Here is a 22441-nt window from a genome sequence, read left to right as displayed (position 1 = left end):
CTTTTAGTTTAAATAGAGGATTTCGGGATAAGAGAGTTTTAGAGTTTGCAGGATGGGAATGAGTAAAATAATGCAAAAAATACGCGGAACTGTTTGGGCGTTTTTTCGTTTTTTAATCAAATCCTTTGTGAACCCTACGCTGAAATACTATGCAGGGTTTAGGTTATTTATTTAAATACTTTACTGTTTATCTATAGATTTTAAGCTTCAAAAAAATAAAAAGGTGAGCCAAAAGCCCACCTTTCTTTATAGATTCTTATTGATTTTCTTTTTGAAATTAAGCAGTTTTCTGTTGCTTCTGATTCTTTTCTTGCTCTTTTCTAGCCTGTTTTGCAAAATATTCTTTCTGATATTGTCTTACTGTTTTTCCGGTTCCGTCATGCCTCCATCCCGGTGAATTGAAAATATAATTAATTCTATCAGTAAATTTTAGGCCGGGCTGTTTAAGATCTTTCCAGATTTTTCTCCATTCATAGAAGAGCACCGTATCAGGTCTGTTGTCCGGCATTTTTGGATAAATTCCATATTTCACGGGAATATTCGGATCTTCTTTCTGGAAGGTCCCAAATATTTTATCCCAGATAATAAGGCACATTCCCATATTTTTATCCAGATACTTGATGTTACAAGCATGATGTACACGGTGGTGAGAAGGGGTTACCAGAATATGTTCTAAAACGCCCATACTTTTTACCGTCTGTGTGTGTACCCATGTTCCATATACCTGTCCAATAGCATAGGCCACCATGATATGCCACGGATTAAAGCCTAAAAATGCTAATGGGGAAAAGTATAAATATCTGTAAAGTGGCTGTAAAACCGGGCTTCTGAAACCTGTTGTAAGGTTAAAGAACTCTGAACTATGATGCGTAATATGAACAGCCCAGAATGCTCTGGAACGGTGATCCACATAATGCAACACATAGTAGGCAAAATCCGTGATTACAAAACAAGCCAGTAAATACCAGATGCTAAGATCCCATGAAAAAAGTCTGTGGTGGTAAAAGAAAAACATGACCCCCATTGCAAACGCCTTCATAATCAGGTCAAGACCAAAGTTCATCAAAGCAAGATAAACATTTGTAGCAAGGTCTTTTCCACTGTATAACTTCGCCTCAGAAACGTGGCTGTAAATCATCTCAGCTAAAATAACCGTAGCATGCAATGGAATGGACCATGCATATACGTTTTCTAGCCCGTTCTCGCTCATAAAATACTCCATCATCACAAAATAATTTTGTGCAAAGGTAGGGTTTTAAGCGATGCTTTAAGAGAATTTTAAGGTTTTTTTAAGGAAATTTTAATCTGCATTTTTGTTGGCTAATTGCCCACAGGCAGCATCAATATCTCCTCCACGGCTTCTTCTGACCATTACGGTAATACCTGCATTTTCAAGCTGACGGATATAGTTTTCTTCAGCCTGCTTGTTGCATTGGTCATATTTTCCGTCCCCGATCGGGTTGTATTGAATAAGGTTTACCTTTGAAGGAACCTGCTTACAGTATTTAATTAAAGCTTTAATATCTTCATCTCCATCATTAATTCCTTTCCATACACAGTATTCAAAAGTGATTACGGAACCTGTTTTCTGATACCAGTACTGAAGTGCCTCCATAATATCTGTCAATGGGAATTTATCTGAGAAAGGCATAATTTCATTACGCTTTACTTCAATGGCTGAGTGAAGGGACAATGCCAGTTTCACACGCAATTCATCATCAGCAAGCATTTTGATCATTTTTGGAATTCCTGAAGTAGAAACAGTAATTCTTCTTGGAGACATTCCCAATCCTTCCGGCTGAGTGATTTTTCTGATGGCTTCCACTACATTTTTGTAGTTCATCATCGGTTCTCCCATTCCCATGAATACAATATTGCTAAGCGGTCTGTCAAAATACATTCTGCTTTGGCTGTCAATCAGGGCAACCTGGTCTACAATTTCCGCTACTTCAAGATTTCGCATTCTTTTCAGTTTTGCGGTAGCACAAAATTCGCAGTTCAATGAACAGCCTACCTGTGAAGATACACAGGCTGTAGTTCTTGTTTCTGTTGGAATAAGAACAGATTCTACCAATAATCCGTCGTGAAGTTTTACTCCGTTTTTGATAGTTCCGTCGGTACTTTTCTGAAGAAGATCTACGGAAACAGGATTAATGGTATATTCTTCGGAAATTTTTTCACGAAGAGATTTCGAAAGATTCGTCATTTCATCAATCGAATGGAGGTTTTTACTCCATAGCCAATCATAAACCTGCTTCGCACGAAACGGTTTTTCTCCTAAAGATACAAAGTAGTCTTTAAGCTGATTTAATGATAATATACGGATATCTTTCATTGTAAGGTTGTAGATTGTAGGCTTGAGGTTGCAGGTAATTACTCCCTGCAACCTGTACCTAATATCTTTTTTTATAGAATTAACATTGCGTCACCGTAAGAATAAAACTTATATTTTTCTCTTACTGCTTCTTCATAAGCCTGCATTACAAAATCTCTTCCAGCAAATGCTGCAATCATCATCAATAATGTAGATTTCGGCGTATGGAAATTCGTGATCATTGAAGTCGCTACTCCAAAATCGTGAGGCGGATAAATAAATTTATTCGTCCAACCGTTGAAAGCAGAGATTTTTTTGTTTGAAGAAACAGAAGTTTCCAATGCTCTCATCGTTGTAGTTCCTACCGCACAAACTCTTCTGTGAGAATCTACAGCTTTGTTAATGATATCAGCGTTTTTCTCATCAATAATGATTTCTTCTGATTCCATTTTGTGCTTAGAAAGATCTTCCACCTCAATTGGGTTGAAAGTTCCTAATCCTACGTGAAGGGTAACTTCAGCAAAATTGATTCCTTTGATCTCTAATCTCTTTAGCAAATGTTTAGAGAAGTGAAGACCTGCTGTAGGGGCAGCTACTGCTCCTTCTACTTTAGCATAAATAGTCTGATATCTTTCTGCATCTTCTGGTTCTACTGCTCTTTTGATATATTTTGGAAGTGGAGTTTCTCCTAATTCCTTCAGTTTTGTTCTGAATTCATCATAAGAACCGTCGAATAAGAATCTTAATGTTCTTCCTCTTGATGTAGTGTTATCGATAACCTCAGCTACCAAAGACTCATCTTCAGTGAAGAATAATTTGTTACCAATTCTTATTTTTCTTGCAGGATCTACCAAAACATCCCAAACTCTTGTTTCCTTATCAAGCTCTCTTAAAAGGAAGACTTCGATTTTAGCACCTGTTTTCTCTTTATTTCCATAAAGACGTGCAGGGAAAACTTTAGTATTGTTGAAGATGAACAAATCGTCCTCGTCAAAATAATCCACTACATCTTTGAATAATTTGTGCTCGATAGTTTGTGTTTTTCTATCAAGAACCATTAATCTAGCCTCATCTCTATGCTCTGATGGGTGTTCTGCCAATAATTCCGCAGGAAGATCAAAATTAAAATCTGATGTTTTCATTTTTTAAATTACGGTTTAAAAATTATTGAAATTACAAGGTGTAATTTTCGGAGTGCAAATATACAACATTGAATACCCCTTTGTCAAGTATTATTTTCAATCAAATGTAAAACAGTGATTAGATGGGAGTTTTTATGTTAAAAAAGTTTATTTTAGTCAAAAAATAAAATAGATTGATGGAATCAGTTAGCAAAATTCACTTTCTAAACGGTTCGCATCTTATTTCTATAATAAAAAAAATAAACAAAGAGAGGTCTACAAGAGCTTCCCTTCCATTTAAAACATTATAACAACTCTAAAACTACGAATTAATATGAGCAAATATTCAATTGAAGCATTTATCAACGAAACGAAGGAGAACCCGCAACAAAGGGATTATTTTGAACTGGAAACCAAACACCTTTTAGAAATTAACCTGAATAATCAGGCAGTGTGGACTAAAAAAGGCAGTATGGTAAGCTATGTGGGAAATATCAACTTTGAACGACAGGGAATGCTGGCAGGGGGTATTGGGAATCTTCTAAAGAAAGCCATCAGCGGAGAAGGAAGTAAACTGATGAAAGCTGAAGGGATAGGAAAATTGTACGTTGCCGACTCTGGTAAGAAAGTTCGTATTCTTTACCTGAATAATGAATCTGTTTGTGTGAATGGGAATGACGTTCTAGCTCATGAACAAAGTGTAAAAAGTGATATTACCATGCTGAAAAGTATTGCAGGAATGATGTCTGGAGGGCTTTTCCAGGTAAAATTATCTGGAACCGGCCATATTGCGATTACCACCCATGGAGATCCTTTAACTTTACTTGTGACTCCGGACGCTCCGGTTTTCACTGATCCGAATGCTACCGTTGCCTGGTCCGGAAACCTCAGCCCGGAACTGAAAACCAATGTTTCCTTTAAAAGCCTTATCGGAAGAGGAAGCGGCGAAGAATTTCAAATGAAGTTCTCAGGACACGGCTGGGTATTGATTCAACCTTATGAAGAAGTGTACTTTATGGAAAAATAAATTCAACTCCACTTGGGCAATTTTTGTATTTTCGTACTAACTAAAACAAAGCGTATGAATACCCTGATCAAGTTAGTTTTCGTACTGATGATCTTTCCTACTACACTTATTGCCCAATCCCAATTATCAAAGAAAAATTACAATTACAATATAGACCTACTTCATATGTCTAATGATGAAGTCACGGTTTCTTTTGCTCCCCCTAAGAACAATCTTAAACAGGGGAAATTTATTATTCCCAAACTGGTTCCCGGGTTTTATCAGGCTATGAATTTTGGACAGTATGTCTCTAATCTGGTTGCTACGGATAAAAATGGAAAAAAAATTTCCACCGAACGTTTGGATCAAAATAGCTGGATCGTACATGATCTTCAACATGTCAAGAAAATATCATATAAGGTAGCTGATGGGTGGGATTCTTTAGAAAAGGATACTCATGAAGCTAAATCTGCCGGCAGTATGTTTATTAAAGATAGTGTTTTTGTGATTAATTATAACTCTCTTGTAGGATATTTTGAAGAAATAAAAGATGTTCCTTATCAGATTAATGTTACAAAAAATAAAGATTTTTATGCTTCGTCTGCTTTGGATTATAAACAGAAAGATAAAAACACAGATATCGTTTGGGCAAAAAATTACCGACAATTGGTAGACTCTCCCGTTTTATATTGTGTTCCCGATACAACCTGGCTGAAAATAGGTCATACCGAGGTGCTTGTCTCTTTTTATAATAAAAAAGAACGACAGTATTCAAAAAAAATAGCACATGAGATAGAGAATATTTTGAAAAACCAGCAAGCCTACCTGGGAGGAACTTTACCCGTAAATAAATATGCTTTCTTAATTTATTATGAATCTTCAAATGAACAGGGATTCATGGGAGACGGGCTAGAACATTCTCAATCTACCGTATGCCTCTACCGTTCGGGAAGCATGAAGTTTCTTCCTAATGCTTTAAACAGAGTGGCTTCTCATGAGTTCTTCCACATAGTGACTCCACTTAACATCCATTCTGGAGAAATTCAACATTATGACTTTCTGAATCCTGTTATGTCTAAACATCTTTGGTTATACGAAGGAATGACGGAATATGCAACCATTCATATGCCTATAAAACAAAAAATGGTCAGTTTGGAAGATTTTGAAAAGACTCTGGAAGAGAAGATAAAAGGGATGAAAGAATTTGATGACCAACTATCTTTCACAGAAATCAGTAAAAATGCCATGGCCAGACAGGATCAATACATGAATTTTTACGAAAAGGGACCATTATTAGGATTATGCCTGGATATAAGGTTACGGGAACTCTCAGGAGGAAAAATGGGCACTCAGGATCTGATGCTGCAGTTGATGAAAAAATATGGAGAAGGCAAATATTTTAATGATGATGATTTATTTGATGAAATTACAAAAATGACTTATCCTGAAATCCGTACATTTTTCAATAATTTTATAGAAGGCACTCAGCCTGTTCCTATTAAAGAATATCTGGCGAAAGTCGGTTTTACTTATGATGAAAATACCGGAAAAGTAAATCTTATTTTAAGCCCTGATTCAAAACAACTGGCTTTAAGAAAAGCTTGGATAAATCAGTAATCTTTAAATTCTTTCATCTATTTACCGTATTAAAAAACTGCTGTTATGAAAAAACAACTTTCAGGATTCTTATTGATTATAATTCATTTTGTTTATCCACAAATACAGAAAGTGGAGCAAGTAATCGATTCCTGTGTAAAAAAAGATAATTTCAATGGTTCTGTTTTATTAGCTCAGAATGGAAAGACTGAATTACTTACTTATAAAGGTTTATCCAACAGACATTATAATATCCCTTTTTCTGATGAAACCAGATTTCATATTTTTTCACTTACTAAGACTTTTACGGCTGCATTAATCATGCAGCTTTATGAAAAAGGAAAAATTAATCTGGACGCTCCTATTTCCACTTATTATCCGGAATACAAAGGTGAGGCAGCAAAGAAAGCAACCATAAGAAACCTTCTTACCTACAGCAGTGGCCGGGAAAATAAGGATATCAGTTCACCGGAACTCATTCATCAGGCTTACGACAATACCCTTTGGAACCTGGACGATTTTATCACAACTTTCCTTTCTGAAAAATTAGCAGACCAACCCGGAACCAAGTTCAGTTATAACAATGGGGATTTTATCCTTCTAGGCAAAATTATTGAGAAAATCTACAACAAGCCTTTTGAAGAGGTGCTCAAAGAACAAATTTTAGTTCCTCTCAAAATGAAAAATACCGGTTTTCTTCATCACAATGACATCATCAAAAATATAGATGAAGGCTACTCAGCAGATCCATCAGATCCATTTGCTCTGCATACTCCTACCAATACTTATATTGATAATTTTTATTCTGCAGGAGCTATGTACTCCACTCCTAAAGATTTATTGATCTTTGACCAGGCAATATTTAACGCTGTGCTGTTTTCAAAAAAAACTTTAGAGATAATGCTTACGGCAGACAAGAAACTAGAGGATACAGCATTAGGTTTTTGGGTATATCCTAAAAAATTCGGCGCTGTCAACACCCTATTTGCAGAACGTCAGGGAGAAGGCTATGGTCATAGTGCGAATTGGGTACATTTAATTGATAAAAACCTCAGCATCATCATATTATCCAACACCAAAGATATCAAGTATCTGAATAAAATGAGAGAAAGGTTAATTAAAGCTTACTATGGACAGTAATTTTTTCAATATTTCAACTTTTTTAATTGTTTAAAAACATTCCTAATCACTCCGTCAAAAATCCTTCGAATTTTTGCTTCCCCTCCAAAGAATGGATATCCTTTGGGATGATAGATTTTGTAGAATTAGCGAGATCTTATGCAATTTACAATCATCCTTTAAAACGGTCATACTCTCAAACCCTGAACTCCCACCCCATCGCCTTTTGCAAAAGTTTTAATATATTTAGGAAAAAAATAAATGGACAATAGCACTTCCCGCAGAAATTTTATCAAAACAGCAGCTTTGGCAGGTTTTGGTGCATTGGTTGTACCCAATTCTTTATTTGCCTATTCAAATGATTTTAAAACAGATAAAAAAGTCCGTGTGGGCTTTATTGGTGTAGGACTTCGTGGTCAGGAACATGTAAAGCTATTGGCGAAACGTAGTGATGTAGAGATTGTGGCTTTTGCTGATCCGGATAAAAGAATGCTGGCCGCTTCTCAAAAAATATTAAAAGACAACAATAAACCGGTCGCTCAGGAGTTTTCAAACGGTGAATATGACTATCGAAACCTTTTAAAATTGAAAACGATAGATGCTGTAGTCATTGCTACTCCATGGGAATGGCATCTTCCTCAGGGTGTAGAAGCTATGCGTGCTAAAAAAATTGTCGGGATGGAAGTTTCCGGAGCCATAAAACTTCAGGATTGCTGGGAATTCGTAAAAGTATATGAAGAAACTAAGGTTCCTATTTTCATGATGGAAAATGTATGCTACCGAAGAGACGTTATGGCCATTCTGAATATGGTCCGTAAAGGTATGTTTGGAGAATTGGTTCATGGAAGAGGCGGTTATCAGCATGATCTGAGAGGTGTACTTTTCAATGATGGAGTTACCCCTTATAATTCAGGAGCTGAATTTGGAGAAAAAGGCTTCAGTGAGGCTAAATGGAGAACTGAACATTATGTAAAACGCAATGGAGAGCTTTATCCTACCCATGGACTAGGTCCTATTGCCATGATGATGGATATTAACCGTGGAAACCGTTTAACAAGACTTTCTTCATTCTCATCCAAATCTGTGGGATTGCATAAATATATTACAGAACATGCAAAAGGTGGGGAAAATCATCCTAATGCCAAAGTAAAATTTAATCAGGGAGATATTGTTACCACACAAATTGCCTGTGAAAATGGGGAAACTATTCTTTTAACTCATGATACCAGCTTACAGAGGCCTTACGATCTTGGATTCCGTGTACAGGGAACAGAGGGATTATGGCAGGACTTCGGGTGGGGAGACTTCAACCAGGGGCATATTTATTTTGAAAAAACAATGAATCACACGCACCGTTGGGACAATACGGAAAAATGGATGAAAGAACATGACCATCCGATGTGGAAGAAGTTCGAAAGCACCGCTGCAGGAGCAGGGCATGGTGGAATGGACTTCTTTGTAATGAATACCTTCATTGAATGCATCAAACGAAATATCGAATTCCCTATGGATGTTTATGATCTGGCTTTATGGTATTCGATCACGCCATTGAGTGAAGAGTCTATTGCCAAGGGAGGCCAGGTCGTTGAAATTCCTGACTTCACGAACGGTAAATGGAAAACCCGTAAACCTGTATTTGGAATGACTGATGAATTCTAAGAAAACATTACTCATTCTGGCAGGTGGATTAGGCAGCCGGTACAAAGGCCTTAAGCAAGTGGATGGAATACTCGATAATGGTTCACCTATTCTGGAGTATTCCATCTATGATGCTCTGCAAGCCGGTTTTTCTAAAGTGGTTATTATCGTTAATACATTGATTCCTCAAAGCTATATTGAACGCCTCGATGCTATTTCTAAAACTAAAGGTTTTGAGCTTCATTGGGTATACCAGGAACTGAATAGTATTCCTCTACAGGGTTTTGATTATCCTGAACGTGAAAAACCGTGGGGAACTGCACATGCTGTTTTATGTGCAAAATATGCAATACAGGCGCCATTCATTATGATTAATGCAGATGATTTCTATGGAAAAGAAGCCTATTTACTCGCTGCTGATGAAATTAATCACCATCATATTTCCGACTCTCAATTGGGCATGATTGCTTATCCTGTAAGTACAACATTGAGTGGTCATGGGACTGTAGCCAGAGGAATATGTACTTTGGATTCTGAAAATAACCTGATCCGTGTAGAGGAACAAACCTCTATTCAAAAGCTTAATGGCTCAATCATTTATAGGGAAAACGGACAGAATATCAAACTGAATCCCGATACATTGGTATCCATGAATTTTTTTATTTTTCATCCTCATATTTTCTGCTCTCTGGAAGCCTATTTTTATGATTTCATAGAGTCTGATCCAACGTCAAAACAGGAATTCTACATTCCCAGCGCAGTGCAAAAAATGATAGATGAAAAGAAAGTAAAAGTAATGGTAAAGGCTTCTCCTTCTCAATGGATGGGCGTAACTTATGCTGATGATAAACAAAATATTAAGGATTTTCTGATGTCAGAAATTCAGAATAACAGATACCCGACAGATCTATGGAAATAAATAATATTGTAACACAGTTTATCAATACTGGCAATTATACTCTTTCTCCTATCAATGACGGCCTAATTAATACGACTTATCTTTTAGAAGATCTGGATCAGCAGAAAAAATTTATTCTGCAAAAGATCAATCACTCTGTTTTTAAGCAGCCGGAAGTGATTGTCAGCAATCATTTAATGGTTAATGAACTTCTTAGATCGAATAATTATGAATTTCAAATCATAGAGCCTATCCCTTCTCTTACGGGCCAACTTCTGGTAAAAGATGCCAATGATGAACCATGGCGAATGTTAAGCTTTGTAGAAAACAGCATTACCTTTCTTACCGTTCCTTCTTTACAAACCGCTTTTGAGGCCGCTAAAGCCTTCAGCTATTTCCTGAATATCGTAAATACTGAAAAGCTGCCCGCTATTGAAGATACGCTTCCTCATTTCCTCAATTTCAAAAAAAGAATTGAAGACTACAAAAAGGCACTAGAAAACGCTGTTCCTCATTTAAAAGAGAGTGCAAAGGCTGAAATAGAAATCACCAACCAGCTTATTTCCTTACCTGAGGAATGGATAGAAATGGAGAAAAGCAATCTGATCCCTAAAAGAATCATCCATGCTGATGTAAAAATCAGTAATATCCTCTTCGATCAAAATCATCAGCCATTAGCGGTAATCGATCTGGACACCATGATGATTTCTACTATTTTATATGATTTCGGAACAATGATTCAGTCTTACACCAATACCACTCATGAAGATGACGGAAGTGCTAAAAACAATTTCAATCCTGAAATGTATGAAGCTGTAAAAAAAGGATTTCTTTTCTATTTAAAGGAAAAACTGACTCCGGAAGAGTATGCCCACCTTGATTATGCTGCACAAGTCGCCATTTATATTCAAGAGGTTCGTTTTTTAACTGATTATCTGAATGGAAGCGTTTATTATTCTACAAAATATCCGGAACATAATCTGGACAGGACAAGAAATCAACTGGAATTATTGAAAGGACTGAGAGCCTATTTAAGCTACTAACTTTTTATTCTTATCAAAATACAATATTGGGATTCCTACGGAATGACAAACAGAGCGTTTAGACTATCCTCACACTTTGTCATTCTGTAGGAGTCTATACTTTTATAACTCAGGATAGATATTAAAACTTAAAATCGCACTCTAATACTCTCAAACCTTCAAAAACTCCAACACCTTCTTCCATTCTTCAAATTTTCTTTCAAATGAAATGGTATGAAGCGGACTTGTTGATGGCATGAGGAAAATAGGAAGTTTATAGTTTTTTCCTAAAAGCTTTTGCAGGTTTTTATACGATTTTCCTCCATTGCAAAAGATGGCTTTCACATTCGGATGATCTCTCAGCAATTCATCAATCTGATTGGCTTCTTCATTTTTAATCTCGGAATCCAGACTTCCTTTTCTTTCGCAGGAATCGATGACATCCCAAAGAGCAATGTGATGTTTCTTTAAGGTTTCCATTCTTTTGGAATAATCTTCGGTAAATTCTTCATTCAGTAGTTCAAGAATAATTCTCCAGAATTTGTTTTGGGGATGGGCATAATATTGCTGCATTTCCAATGATTTTACTCCGGGAATAGAACCCAGAATTAAAATTTCAGACTGTTCATCGATGAGAGGGGGAAATGATGAAATACGGTTTTGCATAATCAAATATATAACTATTTTATTTCCTTGGGTGAAGGAAATTTAAATCATTGGTTTTTAGGTTTCGGCTAAAGCCATTGGAATTTATTGATGATAAACAGAGCGGGCTAAAGCCCGTTCCTATTGATTTTTTGATATTTCTCTACCTTACTAATTAAGAACTATTACATTCTAAAACCATTAGACTTTTCATCATAAAAAAAGCGGGCTAAAGCCCGCTTCTATTGATATCTATTATAAAGTTTCTTTTAACCAGTCAAAGAATTCTCTCTGCCATACCAATCCGTTTTGTGGATGAAGTACCCAGTGATTTTCATTCGGGAAATAAACCAATTTAGATTTTAATCCTCTTAGTTTTGCCGCCTGGAAAGCTTCCTGCCCCTGCTCGTAAGGTACACGGAAATCAATTCCTCCCTGAACGATCATAATTGGCTTGTTCCATTTTTCTACAAAATTGCTTGGGTTAAACTCTGTATAAGCTTTTGGTTGTGGTTTTTCCCATGGTGAACCAAGATCCCAGTTTGCAAACCAAAGTTCTTCAGTCGTCAGGTACCATGATTTCATATCGAATAATCCATCATGAGCGATGAATGTTTTGAATCTGTTTTCATGCATTCCAGCCAACATAAATACGCTGTATCCTCCATAACTTGCTCCAACAGCAGCTACTCTGTCACCATCTACATACGGTAATGTTTTAGCATAATCTGTGGCTGCAAGATAATCTCTCATTGGCTGTCCACCCCAGTCTCTTGAGATGTCTTCATTCCATTTTGTTCCCCAGCCCGGCATACCTCTTCTGTTTGGAGCCACTACGATATAATCGTTTGCTGTCATTAGGGCAAAATTCCATCTTACACTGAAATATTGTGTTAATGCAGACTGTGGTCCTCCCTGGCAATATACTAATGTTGGGTATTTTTTATTAGGATCAAAGTTCGGTGGATAGTGGAACCATACGCCCATTTCTTTACCATCCGAAGTTTTTACCATTTTAAGCTCAGATTTACCTTGTGCTAACTTCGCATAAGTATCTTTATTCGCTTCAGTAACCTGCTTCATTTCTCCGTTTTTAAGGTTTACAGAGAATAATTCTGTAGCATGGTTTACATCTGTTCTTCCTACTATTATTGAAGTTTTGTTGTCTGTGAAAATTTCATTCACATCAAAATCTCCTTTGGTGATCTGCTGTACTTTTGCAGACTTTGAATCTAAAGAAAACAGTTGTTTTGTTCCTCTGTAAGCTGCCGTGAAATAGATCGTTTTTGAATCAGCACCCCAAAGTACATCTCCTGAAACACTATCATCCCAACCTGCTGTAAGATTGGTAGTTTTCCCTGTTTTCCAGTCTAAAATCTTTACATCATTCTTATCCGCTTCATACCCATCTCTGGCCATACTCTGCCAGATCAAAGATTTTCCATCCGGACTGAATTTTGGATTGACATCGTATCCTTTATTTGATTCTGTAAGGTTTTTAGTAGTTCCTGTAGCTAAGTCATAAGCAAAAATATCTGTATTTGTACTTGTAGCATATTCTTTACCGCTTTTTGGTTTGGTAACATATAAAAGCTGTGCAGAATCCGGGCTCCATACAAAGTCTTCAGCACCACCAAAAGGTCTTTGAGGAGAATCCCATGTTTTTCCTTCCAATAAATCTTTAGCTGCTTCTACTTTATCTGAAGTATTTACTACAAATACGTGGTTATATTTTCCTTCATTGAAATAATCCCAGTGTCTGTGGTTAAGGTCTGTATATACCTGAGCGGTAGTTTTAGGGGTATCGCTATACTTGTCTTTCCCCATTAATTTTTCTACCAATACTTGCTTACTGAAAGCAATTCTTTTTCCATCCGGAGAAACAACAATATTGTCAGCCTCACCAATCGTATAGAATTCTGCCCATGTTTTTCCGGCATCTTTTGAAAGATAGATTTTATCTCCTTCCTGAGCATAGATCCCATTTCTATCCCACTGGATCAAAGCTTTTTTTCCAAAATCGATCTTAGAAGCCTGGTGGTTAAGAACATTCAGAAAGTAGTTCTCATTTTTTGTTTTTTCTGTTTTCAGATCTACCTGTCCTACTTTATAAATAAGGGATGCCTGATCGGGAGAAACAGCCTGTACTCCTACTTTTTTCAAAGTCCAAAGAATTTCAGGTGTCATTAATTGTTGTGCATTCATTAAGAGCGGAGCTGCCAGAGCCAGCAGACTGTACTTAAGTTTCATATGTTCATTCATTTTTAGCGGATCTGTAAAACCCTACTGATTTCATCAAATCCTTTCATTAAATTCAAAGATTGCCAAAGTTAGTATTTAAAATAAAAATTACCGAAAGAATTAACAATAAAATTGATGGTCTGAAACAAATATTGAAAAATAAAGATAACCAATGAATAAAATAAAAGGGTGAATACTGAAATTTACTTCCTCTATTCCTGTTTACCTTTACTTTCAGACACAAAAAAAGTCCATTGGTAAAAACACCAACGGACTTTTCAATTTCTATTTTCATCTGCTAATCCCCATCTGAGAACATTGAATTCGCCAGAGAAGTCACGATTGATAATAATATACTGAAGACAAATGCCCACCAGAAACCATCTACCACCATACTGTCTATGAAATAGTCAGCAATCAGGATAATACCTGCATTAATAACCAATGCAAAGAATCCTAAGGTTAGAATGGTAAGCGGAAGCCCAAACAGGCTTAAAATAGGTTTTACAAATATGTTTAAAACCCCAAGTACAATAGCAAAGATAATTGCTGATGAAAAACCTTCAAAGTGTACTCCCGGTAAAATTTTAGTTAAAAGGTACGCCACGATTGCTGTGACGAACAAACGGATAATTAAGTTCATTTCGTAATTTTTTAATAGTTATGGGGTGTATGGAGCAAAAGCCATTCCATTTCAGTGAAAAAAATTTCTTTAAATCCTTTATTTAAGGAAGATTTTGTTCAAAACAATTCAAAAATCGGGTTATTTTATCTTCATCATGGTGACTAATGAAGTCGCTGCATGACTTTCTGATCCGGAGTCTTCATTCTGAACATAAATTTCCGTTCTGATGACACTGATTTTAGAACCACCTTTAATGACATAAGATTTTGAAACCAAAGCATCTCCAATAGCCGGACGCAGATAGTTTACCTTTAATTCTACTGTTACCACGTAGCAGTCTTCCGGATAATGGCTTACTGCGGCATATCCTGATGAAACGTCCACCAGGGAAGCAATCATCGCCCCATTAAACATGCCTGCTTTTCTGGTCATCATTTCCATTTTGGGTATTTTAATAGAAACGAAATCAGTTTCTACTTCCAATAGTTCAGCATTATAGAATTTCAGGGTTTCTGAACGGCCGAAGCTGTCTGTCATAAGTTTCTTTTTCTCTGGGGTCATTGTTTTTTTTAAAATTTTAATGTAAATGTAAAAAATTAATATTCATGCTGCGTAAATGATGAATTTGAAAAATAAGCAGCGCGTTTGACTGGCAGTCAAAAGGTCAAAGGTTCGAATCCCGTATTATTGCAGATAGTTATTCTTGTACTTTGTCATTCTGACGAAGGAAGAATCTCATTAATCTTTGAAAATGAATAATGGTAGTTGGAAGATATATTGTTTTTGAGGGACTGTAAACTCCTCCTATCTTAAAAGCTTTTCATTTTTTTGAATTCATCCCTTCTAAGGAAGTGAGTTATTACGTCTCCAATTATGATATTGGCAAAATAATTAGGTAAGCAGTACCTGGAAATCATCTGTTAAAGAAAGTACTCCTTCTGTCAACCCTTCCTGGTGAGCACTGAACCCTTTCAGTTTAGAAGTTTTTCCTTTTAAAACAAGATCTAAAAGCTGCTTATCAGATAATTTTTTACCAAAGATTTCAAACGTGATTTTAAACCCGCAGTTTTTAAAATCTGAACATCCAACAGCAGCTTTACCTTTAATCAGGTTATGTTCCTTGCATTTCGGGCATTTTGTTTCTTCCCAGGACTGAAGCTCTTTTTTCTGTGCAGGTTCTCTTTTTTTCTTTTCCTTCACCTCTTCTTTCTCTTCGTCCTGCAGGGTAATGACTTTACCTTTTCCGTATACTACTTTATCGGTAAGCTCTGTTACCATCTGAATCAGTTCTTCTTTGAAAAGGTTGGCTTCATACTCCCCTTTTTCAATCTTACGAAGTTTAGATTCCCATTCTCCAGTTAGTTCCGGGCTCTTTAAAAGTTCATCTTCAATAGTATCAATCAGCTGAATTCCTGTTTGAGTGGCAATCAGATTTTTTCGTTTCTTTTCAATATATTTTCTTTTGAATAACGTTTCGATAATGTTGGCACGGGTAGATGGTCTTCCGATCCCATTATTCTTCAACATTTCACGCAATTCTTCATCTTCAACCTGTTTTCCGGCGGTTTCCATTGCTCTCAGCAAGGTTGCTTCCGTGTAAGGTTTTGGTGGAGTCGTTTTTCCCTGGTGAATCATAGGGTCGTGAGGTCCGGTTTCTCCTACGATAAATTCAGGAATAGTTTGTTCTTCCTCTTTTTCTTTTTCCTTATCTGTAGACTCTTCTTTAGGTTCTTTCGCATAAACAGATCTCCATCCCGGTTCCAGAATCTGTCTTCCACTGGTTTTGAAAGGAATAGTTCCTACTTTTCCTTCTACCAACGTATTTGAAATTTTACATTCGGGATAAAAAACCGCAATGAAACGTTTCGCGATCAGGTCATAAATCAGTTTTTCTTCTCTGCTCAGATTTTGGGAAGGAGGAACTTCCGTAGGAATGATCGCATGGTGATCGGTAACTTTGGTATCATCAAACACCGCTTTTGATTTTGGAATCGGAGCTTCCAATAAAGGTGCAATCAACTCCTGGTATGGATACATCTTTCGAAGAATTCCTTCTATTTTCGGATATAAACTATCTGATAAGTATGTAGTGTCAACACGAGGATAGGTTACATGTTTCTTTTCGTAAAGACTCTGAACATAATTCAATGTATTCTCTGCTGAATATCCGTATTTTTTGTTGGCTTCCACCTGCAATCCGGTCAAATCAAAAAGCCGTGGATTTTTTTCTTTTCCTTCTTTAATTTCAAACGAAACGATTTCAAAAGGATTTACTTTAAGATATTCTAACCCTTTTTCTGCACGCTCTAACGTTTTAAGACGATCAATCGCAGCATTGAAAACCACCTCACGATATTTGGTTTTCAGTTCCCAATATTCTTCGGTAGTAAAAGCATCAATTTCTTTCTGGCGCTGAACCAGCATAGCTAATGTAGGAGTCTGTACCCTTCCAATGGAAAGAACAGCTTTATTTCCCCCAAACTTCTTGGTAAAAAGCCTTGTTGCGTTGATCCCCAATAGCCAATCTCCTATTGCTCTGGCATTTCCAGCCAGATATAGGTTTTTATAATCTTCTGCCGGTTTCAGGCTGGCAAAACCTTCTTTGATAGCGTCTTCCGTCAATGAAGAAATCCATAAACGCTGAACAGGTTTGTTGCATTTTGCTTTCTGCAGTACCCAACGCTGGATCAATTCTCCCTCTTGCCCGGCATCCCCACAATTAATGACCTCATCACATTCTTCGACTAGCCTTTCAATCACTTTAAACTGATTTTCTACTCCTTTATTCTGAATTAGTTTTATTCCAAAACTGCTGGGAATAATAGGCAGTGAAAATAAATTCCAGGATTTGAATTGCGGACCGTAATCGTGAGGTTCCTTTAGGGTACAAAGATGTCCGAACGTCCATGTCACGCAATAGCCGTTTCCTTCCATATAGCCCTGTTTAGATGCGGTAGCACCTAATACTTTGGCAATATCTCTGGCAACACTTGGTTTTTCGGCAATACATAATTTCATGAACTCAGGTTTATTGAAGGAGGCAAAAATCGGGATTTTTTTTGACTTTAGCTAATTTAGATTCAGAGTCATTGAATGTCAAAGCTTTTGAAAATGTTCTTAGCTTCGGAAATGGATAAATGTATCAAAATCATCGGAAAGATTGTCTATTTTATTCGAAAACACAGATTGATTTCATGAGCATTGCAGAAGCCTATCCATTTCCAATCCTCCTTATTACACTTTTCCCCCATATAACTTTCTATGTTACGAATTTTCTTTAAAACTCATGTTTTCATTGTTGATTACTCCTTTTCTCGACAGGTATTCCATACAGTTCCCTGAATTTTTTTGGAGTAATTCCTGTATGTTTTTTAACAAAACCTGAAAAATGCCCATAGTTTTGAAAACTAAAGTCAAAGGCAATATCTTTCAAAGGATCAGCTGTCATCATCAGCTTATATTTTATCTTTTCTATGGTTTGATTGTGTATTATTTCGGTGGCTGTTCGTCCCAAATATTTTTTGCAGAGAATATTCAGATAATTAGCATTGATCCTTAATTGGTCTGCATAATATTTTTTGGTTCTCTCCTGTCTGAAGTTTTTATTCAAAAGGTTCATAAAATCAAAAAGAACCGGATGGCTTTCATACACATTAAGGTATTCTGTATTTTTCTGTACTTCTTTAGCAATATTTCTGGCGATAATTTTCATTTTGGAGTAAATAATTTCGCTCATCACCGGCGAGGGAATTTGAAGTTCATCCCGAATATCCTTGAACTCATGCATGAATCTGTTAAAATCCTCATCATCCAGATCAATAACCGGCTTTTTTTTGTACATAAAAATCGGAAACGGCATCAATCGTTCCATTCTTTCAAATATATTCTCGCTTATAAATAGCTGGCAGATCTCATGTTGGCTTTCACAATTCCAATAATGGATCTGACCTGGAAATACCAGATGAAGCTGCTTCCCTTGTATGAGATATTCTTTCCCCTCAATGATATGCTTTCCCTCTGCGCTTTCAAACAATATCAGTGAAAGAAAATCATGACGAATAGGGTTATACCAATAATAAGATCCCTTGGATTGGCAAAAAATAATATCATGATATATTTTCAATCTTTCCTGAACCTCCCGGATCCGCTGAATTGGAATGTTTCTCTCATTCATATTCATCAATACATTTAAATGTTGCTTATTTTTATAAGTATCATACCATTTTGAAATAAAGCGACAGGAATACTTTCTTATCTTAATCGGATAAGAATTCTTTTCTCATAATCGGAGATGTAATGGAAATTATAGTTTTTGAAAATTATAGATCTTCCGGTATTCTATTCAGTACGTTTATGCCTGTATATTGATTTTGAAACTCTTTGGGTGTCATTCCCGTGTACTTTTTAAAAAAAGCATAAAAACTGGTGATTGAACTGAAATTCATCAGAATAGCTAATTCTTTAATTGATACATTGGAAGCCGCCAGATATTGTTTGATTTCTGCTAATAATTCTCGGTTTATGATTCCGGTTGCTGTTTTTCCTAGGTGCTTATTGCACAGAATATTCAGATAATTGGTTGTAACAGACAATTTATCGGCATAAAAACTGACTGTTCTTTGTTCTCGAAAATGTTCGAATACTAATGTAATAAATCTAGAAAGAAGACAGGCAGAATTCATTCTTTTTTCATAATGAAGCCTGTAGATTTCTTTGCTCAGCATCAACATGATGACTTTAAGCCTGAATTCAGAAGTTAATTGTCCTTCCGGCCCACTTTTCACCTCAGCTCCAATATTGATAAATTCATATTGAAATTTTTCAAAACTTTCTGCTGATAAACTAATGTTCCCCAACTTCATATAATGAGTGAAAGGGTATTTTAGATAACTGCCGAAAGTTTCAAATATTTTCCCAGAGATCATTATACGATCTATTTCATAACCAGATTCCAGATCCCATTGGTTGATCTGCCCTGAAAAAACAAAATGCATCTGTCTGTTCTGAACTTCTTTTACTTCTCCGTCTACTGTGTGAGTTCCATGACCTTTTTTTATTAAAAATAATGAAAAGGCCTCTTCTGTTCCTGCAATACCATCCATAGCTTCATTCCGGAAGTTCTGATATGAAATCATATCAGGAACATCCGGAATGAAGTGGTATTTTTGATTTTGTCTATTTTCAAGAGGCTTGATATGTGTACTCATGTAGAAAAGAATCTTATGAAATTTAATAACCGAATATATTTTCCACTAAAAAACCGCAGCATCTATTTTTTCTACCTTCCTTTTAGTTTAATGAAAACAAAATTATTTTTTTCAAAACAAAAAAAACATCACAAATGATTTAAAAAATTATTCAATTCATTTCTTTTTAGATCCTATATTTGAGATTAAATTTTTCTCATTTTTTCCAAAAGGCGGATCAGAGTTTCTGTTTCTTCATCTGTCAATGCATTGTACACATCATCTACCCCCGCTAGATGGTCAGTCACTTTTTTATATAAAGAATCTCCTTTTTTCGTAAGTGCAACATCTATCAGGCGTTTATCTTCTGTATTCACACTTTTTTCAACCAATTCTTTTAGAATCAATCGGTCTACCAGTCTGGATACTCCTGCGTTTTTCTCTAACATCTTTTTCAAAATGGCAGAAGTAGATAATGGCTGACCCGCATCATGCAGGATCGAAAGCACATTATACTGCTGAGAAGTAAGCCCATAACCGGCAAAAAACTCTTGCGATTTTTCATATACATGATGATATGTTTCCACCATGGTAATTCCCAGCTGCCTTCGAAGTGGAAGATCTCCTGCTTTTATTTTTTTCATTTCTTTATTTTAATTATTGTATCAGATAACCTCCATCTACCGGAAGATAAGCTCCTGTACAGAAACTTGCGTCATCTGATGCCAAAAATAATACAGCTTTTGCAATTTCCTCGGGTTTTCCCAATCTTTTCATCGCATGTTTAGATTCCATATAGGATCTGTACTCTGCACTTTGTGCTGCATTGTCCATTAACAAAGGGGTTTCTATATATCCCGGACCAATCGCATTAACACGAATATTATGAGTTCCGTTTTCCAACGCAGCTACTTTGGTAAGGCCTACCAACCCATGTTTTGATGAAGCATACGAAGCAATTCCGAATTCAGCAACCTGGCTCATGATAGAACCCATATTCACAACAGCCCCACCTGTTGACTGTTTTCTCATCTGGGCAATCTGATATTTCATTCCATAAAACACCCCGCTCAGATTGATATTAAGAACTTTCTGCCATTCTTCTATTGTCTTTTCATGAACAGGAGATGCGTCTACAATTCCTGCATTATTAACCGCTATATCCAAACTTCCGAACGCCTCTATCGTTTCATTAACAGCTCTTTCCACTTCTTCATGATTTGATACATCACATGCAATAAATTTTGCGTCGGTTCCTTCTTTCAGAATTTCTTCCAGGGTTTCCCGGTTCTCTTTAAGGTCGGCAATAACAACCTTCGCTCCCTCTCTTGCCATTAAAACAGCCACAGCTTTCCCAATTCCTGAATTTCCTCCTGTAATAAAAGCAACTTTGTTTTCAAAACGTTTCATATTGATTCTTTTTAAAATTAATAAAATTGATATTTCAAATTTAATGATTAGTCATCAATGTCTAATCATAAATATTGTTAAAAATGAAAACTATTTTAAAATTTACAGGAATCATAGGAGTTGAGAGCCAACTCTTTTTATCATGAAGATAAAGTGTTATGATGCAATCCTATTTTATACAATTCTTAAAAATTTTAATTTATTTTATTTTTCTTACAACGTAAAAAACCGGAAATCTCAATGGAAAATGAATTTAAAATGGAAAAACCATATTCAAAACAGCTTAAAATAGAAAAAAATAAAAAGATTAAACAATTTAAAAACAGCAAGTTAAATCGTTAATGATAATTTAACATTCAAAAACCCTACATTTTTAGTAGACTAATAGAAATTATATTATATATTTGCAAACGTATTCAGGAAATAAAATAAAATGAGCACAATAACAAAGAATAATGCAACTCATAAACACATCATTAAAAACATGATGAAGGATATGTGTATGCCTGTGCATAAAGAATACTGTGGGTGACCTTACTTTTAATATGACATACTTTTGAAGGCCCTACCAAGTTGTAGGGCCTTTTTTATTTAAAACCAAAACATTAAAAAAAATAAAAATGAGCAATTCTAAAAACAAATGGCTGGTTCCATTGGCATTTACAAACATTTATGTAATATGGGGGATTACGTTTTTAGCTATTTCATTTGGCTTGAAAGGTTTTCCTCCGTTCATTCTTTCGGGATTGAGATTTCTGGTAGCAGGGGTTTTGATGATGGGGTATTTATTGTCTAAAGGGGAAAAAGCAAATTCTCTGGTCAACTGGAAGAAAAATGCCATTACCGGAGTTCTTATCCTTACCGGAGGAACAGGTCTTGTAGCCTGGGGCGAACAGTATGTAACAGCTTCAGAAGCTGCAATCTCTATTGCCACCGGACCCTTCTGGTTCATTGCCATCGATAGAAAAAACTGGAAATACTATTTTTCAGATAAGTTTATTCCGATAGGTCTGATGATTGGATTCGTAGGATTGATATTCTTCTTAAAAGGAAGTGTAAACTCTACTGCGGCACATGCTTCTGGTGATCCTCAATTACGGATTACTGCTTTTGTAGTATTGGGATTAAGTTCTATTGCATGGGTTTTAGGTTCTCTATATTCCAAGAAAAATCCAGCCTCACATTCTACTTTTATGAATATTGCCCAGCAGCTTATTGTAGCAGGAGTAGCGGCTTTTCTTATTGCCTTATTCAGAGGAGAATGGACTCATTTTTCTGCTTCAAACGTGCCTGTATCGGCATGGGCAAGTGTTCTGTTTTTGATCTTCTTTGGATCGATAGTCGCTTATTTGTCGTACATTTGGCTGTTGTCCGTGAAACCCGCTGCATTGGTAAGTACCCATACCTACATTAACCCTATTGTTACGGTTATTGCAGGATGGATTGTGGCTAATCAAAGTATCAATGGAGGCCAGTTATATGGTTTGGCAATCATATTGCTGGGAGTATTGCTGACCAATGTCACCAAGTATTTCAAGCTTTCCAAACGGTCTAAGGTCAAAATCAGAAGAGTTAGAAGATTTTTTAACAGGGCAGGCAAAAGATATCAGCCTATTTAAA

Annotated in this window: 19 protein-coding genes; 7 read left to right on the top strand and 12 right to left on the bottom strand. The window is 36.2% G+C overall.

Features of this window, described 5'->3' with window-relative positions; translation table 11 throughout:
- Positions 1 to 277: 277 nt before the first annotated feature.
- From NBX25_RS18630 to queA, 3 genes are all read right to left on the bottom strand, one after another.
- On the bottom strand, positions 278 to 1225 hold the full coding sequence (locus tag NBX25_RS18630) for a sterol desaturase family protein (protein WP_123910867.1): 948 nt from the start codon (positions 1223 to 1225) through the stop codon (positions 278 to 280).
- A gap of 75 nt (positions 1226 to 1300) precedes the next feature.
- The gene (rlmN, locus tag NBX25_RS18625) at positions 1301 to 2335 is read right to left on the bottom strand and encodes a dual-specificity RNA methyltransferase RlmN (protein WP_123910866.1); all 1035 of its coding nucleotides are present in this window, start codon (positions 2333 to 2335) and stop codon (positions 1301 to 1303) included.
- Between the two features lie 71 nt (positions 2336 to 2406).
- The gene (queA, locus tag NBX25_RS18620) at positions 2407 to 3456 is read right to left on the bottom strand and encodes a tRNA preQ1(34) S-adenosylmethionine ribosyltransferase-isomerase QueA (RefSeq protein WP_250254869.1); all 1050 of its coding nucleotides are present in this window, start codon (positions 3454 to 3456) and stop codon (positions 2407 to 2409) included.
- A gap of 313 nt (positions 3457 to 3769) precedes the next feature.
- Between queA and NBX25_RS18615 the strand changes: the two genes are divergently transcribed.
- From NBX25_RS18615 to NBX25_RS18590, 6 genes are all read left to right on the top strand, one after another.
- Entirely contained in the window at positions 3770 to 4462 is a 693-nt protein-coding gene (locus tag NBX25_RS18615) for an AIM24 family protein (protein ID WP_250254868.1), read from the top strand.
- A gap of 54 nt (positions 4463 to 4516) precedes the next feature.
- Entirely contained in the window at positions 4517 to 6058 is a 1542-nt protein-coding gene (locus NBX25_RS18610; RefSeq protein WP_250254867.1) for a M61 family metallopeptidase, read from the top strand.
- Between the two features lie 45 nt (positions 6059 to 6103).
- Entirely contained in the window at positions 6104 to 7177 is a 1074-nt protein-coding gene (locus NBX25_RS18605; RefSeq protein WP_250254866.1) for a serine hydrolase domain-containing protein, read from the top strand.
- Between the two features lie 240 nt (positions 7178 to 7417).
- The gene (locus NBX25_RS18600; RefSeq protein WP_250254864.1) at positions 7418 to 8815 is read left to right on the top strand and encodes a Gfo/Idh/MocA family protein; all 1398 of its coding nucleotides are present in this window, start codon (positions 7418 to 7420) and stop codon (positions 8813 to 8815) included.
- On the top strand, positions 8805 to 9713 hold the full coding sequence (locus NBX25_RS18595; protein ID WP_250254861.1) for a sugar phosphate nucleotidyltransferase: 909 nt from the start codon (positions 8805 to 8807) through the stop codon (positions 9711 to 9713). Before NBX25_RS18600 ends, NBX25_RS18595 begins: the two co-directional genes overlap by 11 nt.
- Positions 9704 to 10735 (top strand): phosphotransferase enzyme family protein, encoded by a 1032-nt coding sequence (locus tag NBX25_RS18590; protein WP_250254859.1) that lies wholly within the window; start codon positions 9704 to 9706, stop codon positions 10733 to 10735. Before NBX25_RS18595 ends, NBX25_RS18590 begins: the two co-directional genes overlap by 10 nt.
- A gap of 150 nt (positions 10736 to 10885) precedes the next feature.
- Here the strand turns inward: NBX25_RS18590 and NBX25_RS18585 are convergent, their stop codons facing one another.
- The 9 genes from NBX25_RS18585 to NBX25_RS18545 all read right to left on the bottom strand — a co-directional run bounded on the left by NBX25_RS18585 (position 10886) and on the right by NBX25_RS18545 (position 20821).
- Complete coding sequence (locus tag NBX25_RS18585; RefSeq protein WP_250254858.1) at positions 10886 to 11380, bottom strand: DNA-deoxyinosine glycosylase; 495 nt, start codon at positions 11378 to 11380, stop codon at positions 10886 to 10888.
- 234 nt (positions 11381 to 11614) lie between these two features.
- Positions 11615 to 13609 carry a S9 family peptidase gene (locus NBX25_RS18580; RefSeq protein WP_250254856.1) on the bottom strand — a complete coding sequence of 665 codons (1995 nt, stop codon included), beginning with the start codon at positions 13607 to 13609 and terminating at the stop codon, positions 11615 to 11617.
- 289 nt (positions 13610 to 13898) lie between these two features.
- Positions 13899 to 14243 (bottom strand): phage holin family protein, encoded by a 345-nt coding sequence (locus NBX25_RS18575; protein ID WP_123910857.1) that lies wholly within the window; start codon positions 14241 to 14243, stop codon positions 13899 to 13901.
- Positions 14244 to 14363: 120 nt separating this feature from the next.
- Complete coding sequence (locus NBX25_RS18570; RefSeq protein WP_228412763.1) at positions 14364 to 14762, bottom strand: PaaI family thioesterase; 399 nt, start codon at positions 14760 to 14762, stop codon at positions 14364 to 14366.
- 354 nt (positions 14763 to 15116) lie between these two features.
- Positions 15117 to 17243, bottom strand: coding sequence for a type IA DNA topoisomerase (locus NBX25_RS18565; protein WP_250254854.1), 2127 nt, complete (start codon positions 17241 to 17243; stop codon positions 15117 to 15119).
- A gap of 274 nt (positions 17244 to 17517) precedes the next feature.
- Complete coding sequence (locus NBX25_RS18560; protein ID WP_250254852.1) at positions 17518 to 18399, bottom strand: AraC family transcriptional regulator; 882 nt, start codon at positions 18397 to 18399, stop codon at positions 17518 to 17520.
- A gap of 145 nt (positions 18400 to 18544) precedes the next feature.
- Entirely contained in the window at positions 18545 to 19432 is an 888-nt protein-coding gene (locus tag NBX25_RS18555) for a helix-turn-helix domain-containing protein (protein ID WP_250254850.1), read from the bottom strand.
- Between the two features lie 185 nt (positions 19433 to 19617).
- Positions 19618 to 20055 carry a MarR family winged helix-turn-helix transcriptional regulator gene (locus NBX25_RS18550; protein WP_250254848.1) on the bottom strand — a complete coding sequence of 146 codons (438 nt, stop codon included), beginning with the start codon at positions 20053 to 20055 and terminating at the stop codon, positions 19618 to 19620.
- Positions 20056 to 20068: 13 nt separating this feature from the next.
- Complete coding sequence (locus tag NBX25_RS18545) at positions 20069 to 20821, bottom strand: SDR family NAD(P)-dependent oxidoreductase (RefSeq protein WP_250254846.1); 753 nt, start codon at positions 20819 to 20821, stop codon at positions 20069 to 20071.
- Between the two features lie 620 nt (positions 20822 to 21441).
- Between NBX25_RS18545 and NBX25_RS18540 the strand changes: the two genes are divergently transcribed.
- Entirely contained in the window at positions 21442 to 22440 is a 999-nt protein-coding gene (locus NBX25_RS18540) for an EamA family transporter (RefSeq protein ID WP_250254844.1), read from the top strand.
- Position 22441 lies beyond the last annotated feature (1 nt).

This window comes from Chryseobacterium sp. Marseille-Q3244 (genome assembly GCF_940807095.1).
Classification (GTDB): domain Bacteria; phylum Bacteroidota; class Bacteroidia; order Flavobacteriales; family Weeksellaceae; genus Chryseobacterium.
Note: the sequence above shows the minus strand (reverse complement) of the source record. Positions and strands in the feature narration are given on the sequence as shown.

Bases quoted from the DNA above. Each gene is read 5' to 3' on its own strand.
- NBX25_RS18630 (WP_123910867.1), bottom strand. From the start codon at position 1,225: ATGATGGAGTATTTTATGAGCGAGAACGGGCTAGAAAACGTATATGCA.
- rlmN (WP_123910866.1), bottom strand. From the start codon at position 2,335: ATGAAAGATATCCGTATATTATCATTAAATCAGCTTAAAGACTACTTT.
- queA (WP_250254869.1), bottom strand. From the start codon at position 3,456: ATGAAAACATCAGATTTTAATTTTGATCTTCCTGCGGAATTATTGGCA.
- NBX25_RS18615 (WP_250254868.1), top strand. From the start codon at position 3,770: ATGAGCAAATATTCAATTGAAGCATTTATCAACGAAACGAAGGAGAAC.
- NBX25_RS18610 (WP_250254867.1), top strand. From the start codon at position 4,517: ATGAATACCCTGATCAAGTTAGTTTTCGTACTGATGATCTTTCCTACT.
- NBX25_RS18605 (WP_250254866.1), top strand. From the start codon at position 6,104: ATGAAAAAACAACTTTCAGGATTCTTATTGATTATAATTCATTTTGTT.
- NBX25_RS18600 (WP_250254864.1), top strand. From the start codon at position 7,418: ATGGACAATAGCACTTCCCGCAGAAATTTTATCAAAACAGCAGCTTTG.
- NBX25_RS18595 (WP_250254861.1), top strand. From the start codon at position 8,805: ATGAATTCTAAGAAAACATTACTCATTCTGGCAGGTGGATTAGGCAGC.
- NBX25_RS18590 (WP_250254859.1), top strand. From the start codon at position 9,704: ATGGAAATAAATAATATTGTAACACAGTTTATCAATACTGGCAATTAT.
- NBX25_RS18585 (WP_250254858.1), bottom strand. From the start codon at position 11,380: ATGCAAAACCGTATTTCATCATTTCCCCCTCTCATCGATGAACAGTCT.
- NBX25_RS18580 (WP_250254856.1), bottom strand. From the start codon at position 13,609: ATGAAACTTAAGTACAGTCTGCTGGCTCTGGCAGCTCCGCTCTTAATG.
- NBX25_RS18575 (WP_123910857.1), bottom strand. From the start codon at position 14,243: ATGAACTTAATTATCCGTTTGTTCGTCACAGCAATCGTGGCGTACCTT.
- NBX25_RS18570 (WP_228412763.1), bottom strand. From the start codon at position 14,762: ATGACAGACAGCTTCGGCCGTTCAGAAACCCTGAAATTCTATAATGCT.
- NBX25_RS18565 (WP_250254854.1), bottom strand. From the start codon at position 17,243: ATGAAATTATGTATTGCCGAAAAACCAAGTGTTGCCAGAGATATTGCC.
- NBX25_RS18560 (WP_250254852.1), bottom strand. From the start codon at position 18,399: ATGAATGAGAGAAACATTCCAATTCAGCGGATCCGGGAGGTTCAGGAA.
- NBX25_RS18555 (WP_250254850.1), bottom strand. From the start codon at position 19,432: ATGAGTACACATATCAAGCCTCTTGAAAATAGACAAAATCAAAAATAC.
- NBX25_RS18550 (WP_250254848.1), bottom strand. From the start codon at position 20,055: ATGAAAAAAATAAAAGCAGGAGATCTTCCACTTCGAAGGCAGCTGGGA.
- NBX25_RS18545 (WP_250254846.1), bottom strand. From the start codon at position 20,821: ATGAAACGTTTTGAAAACAAAGTTGCTTTTATTACAGGAGGAAATTCA.
- NBX25_RS18540 (WP_250254844.1), top strand. From the start codon at position 21,442: ATGAGCAATTCTAAAAACAAATGGCTGGTTCCATTGGCATTTACAAAC.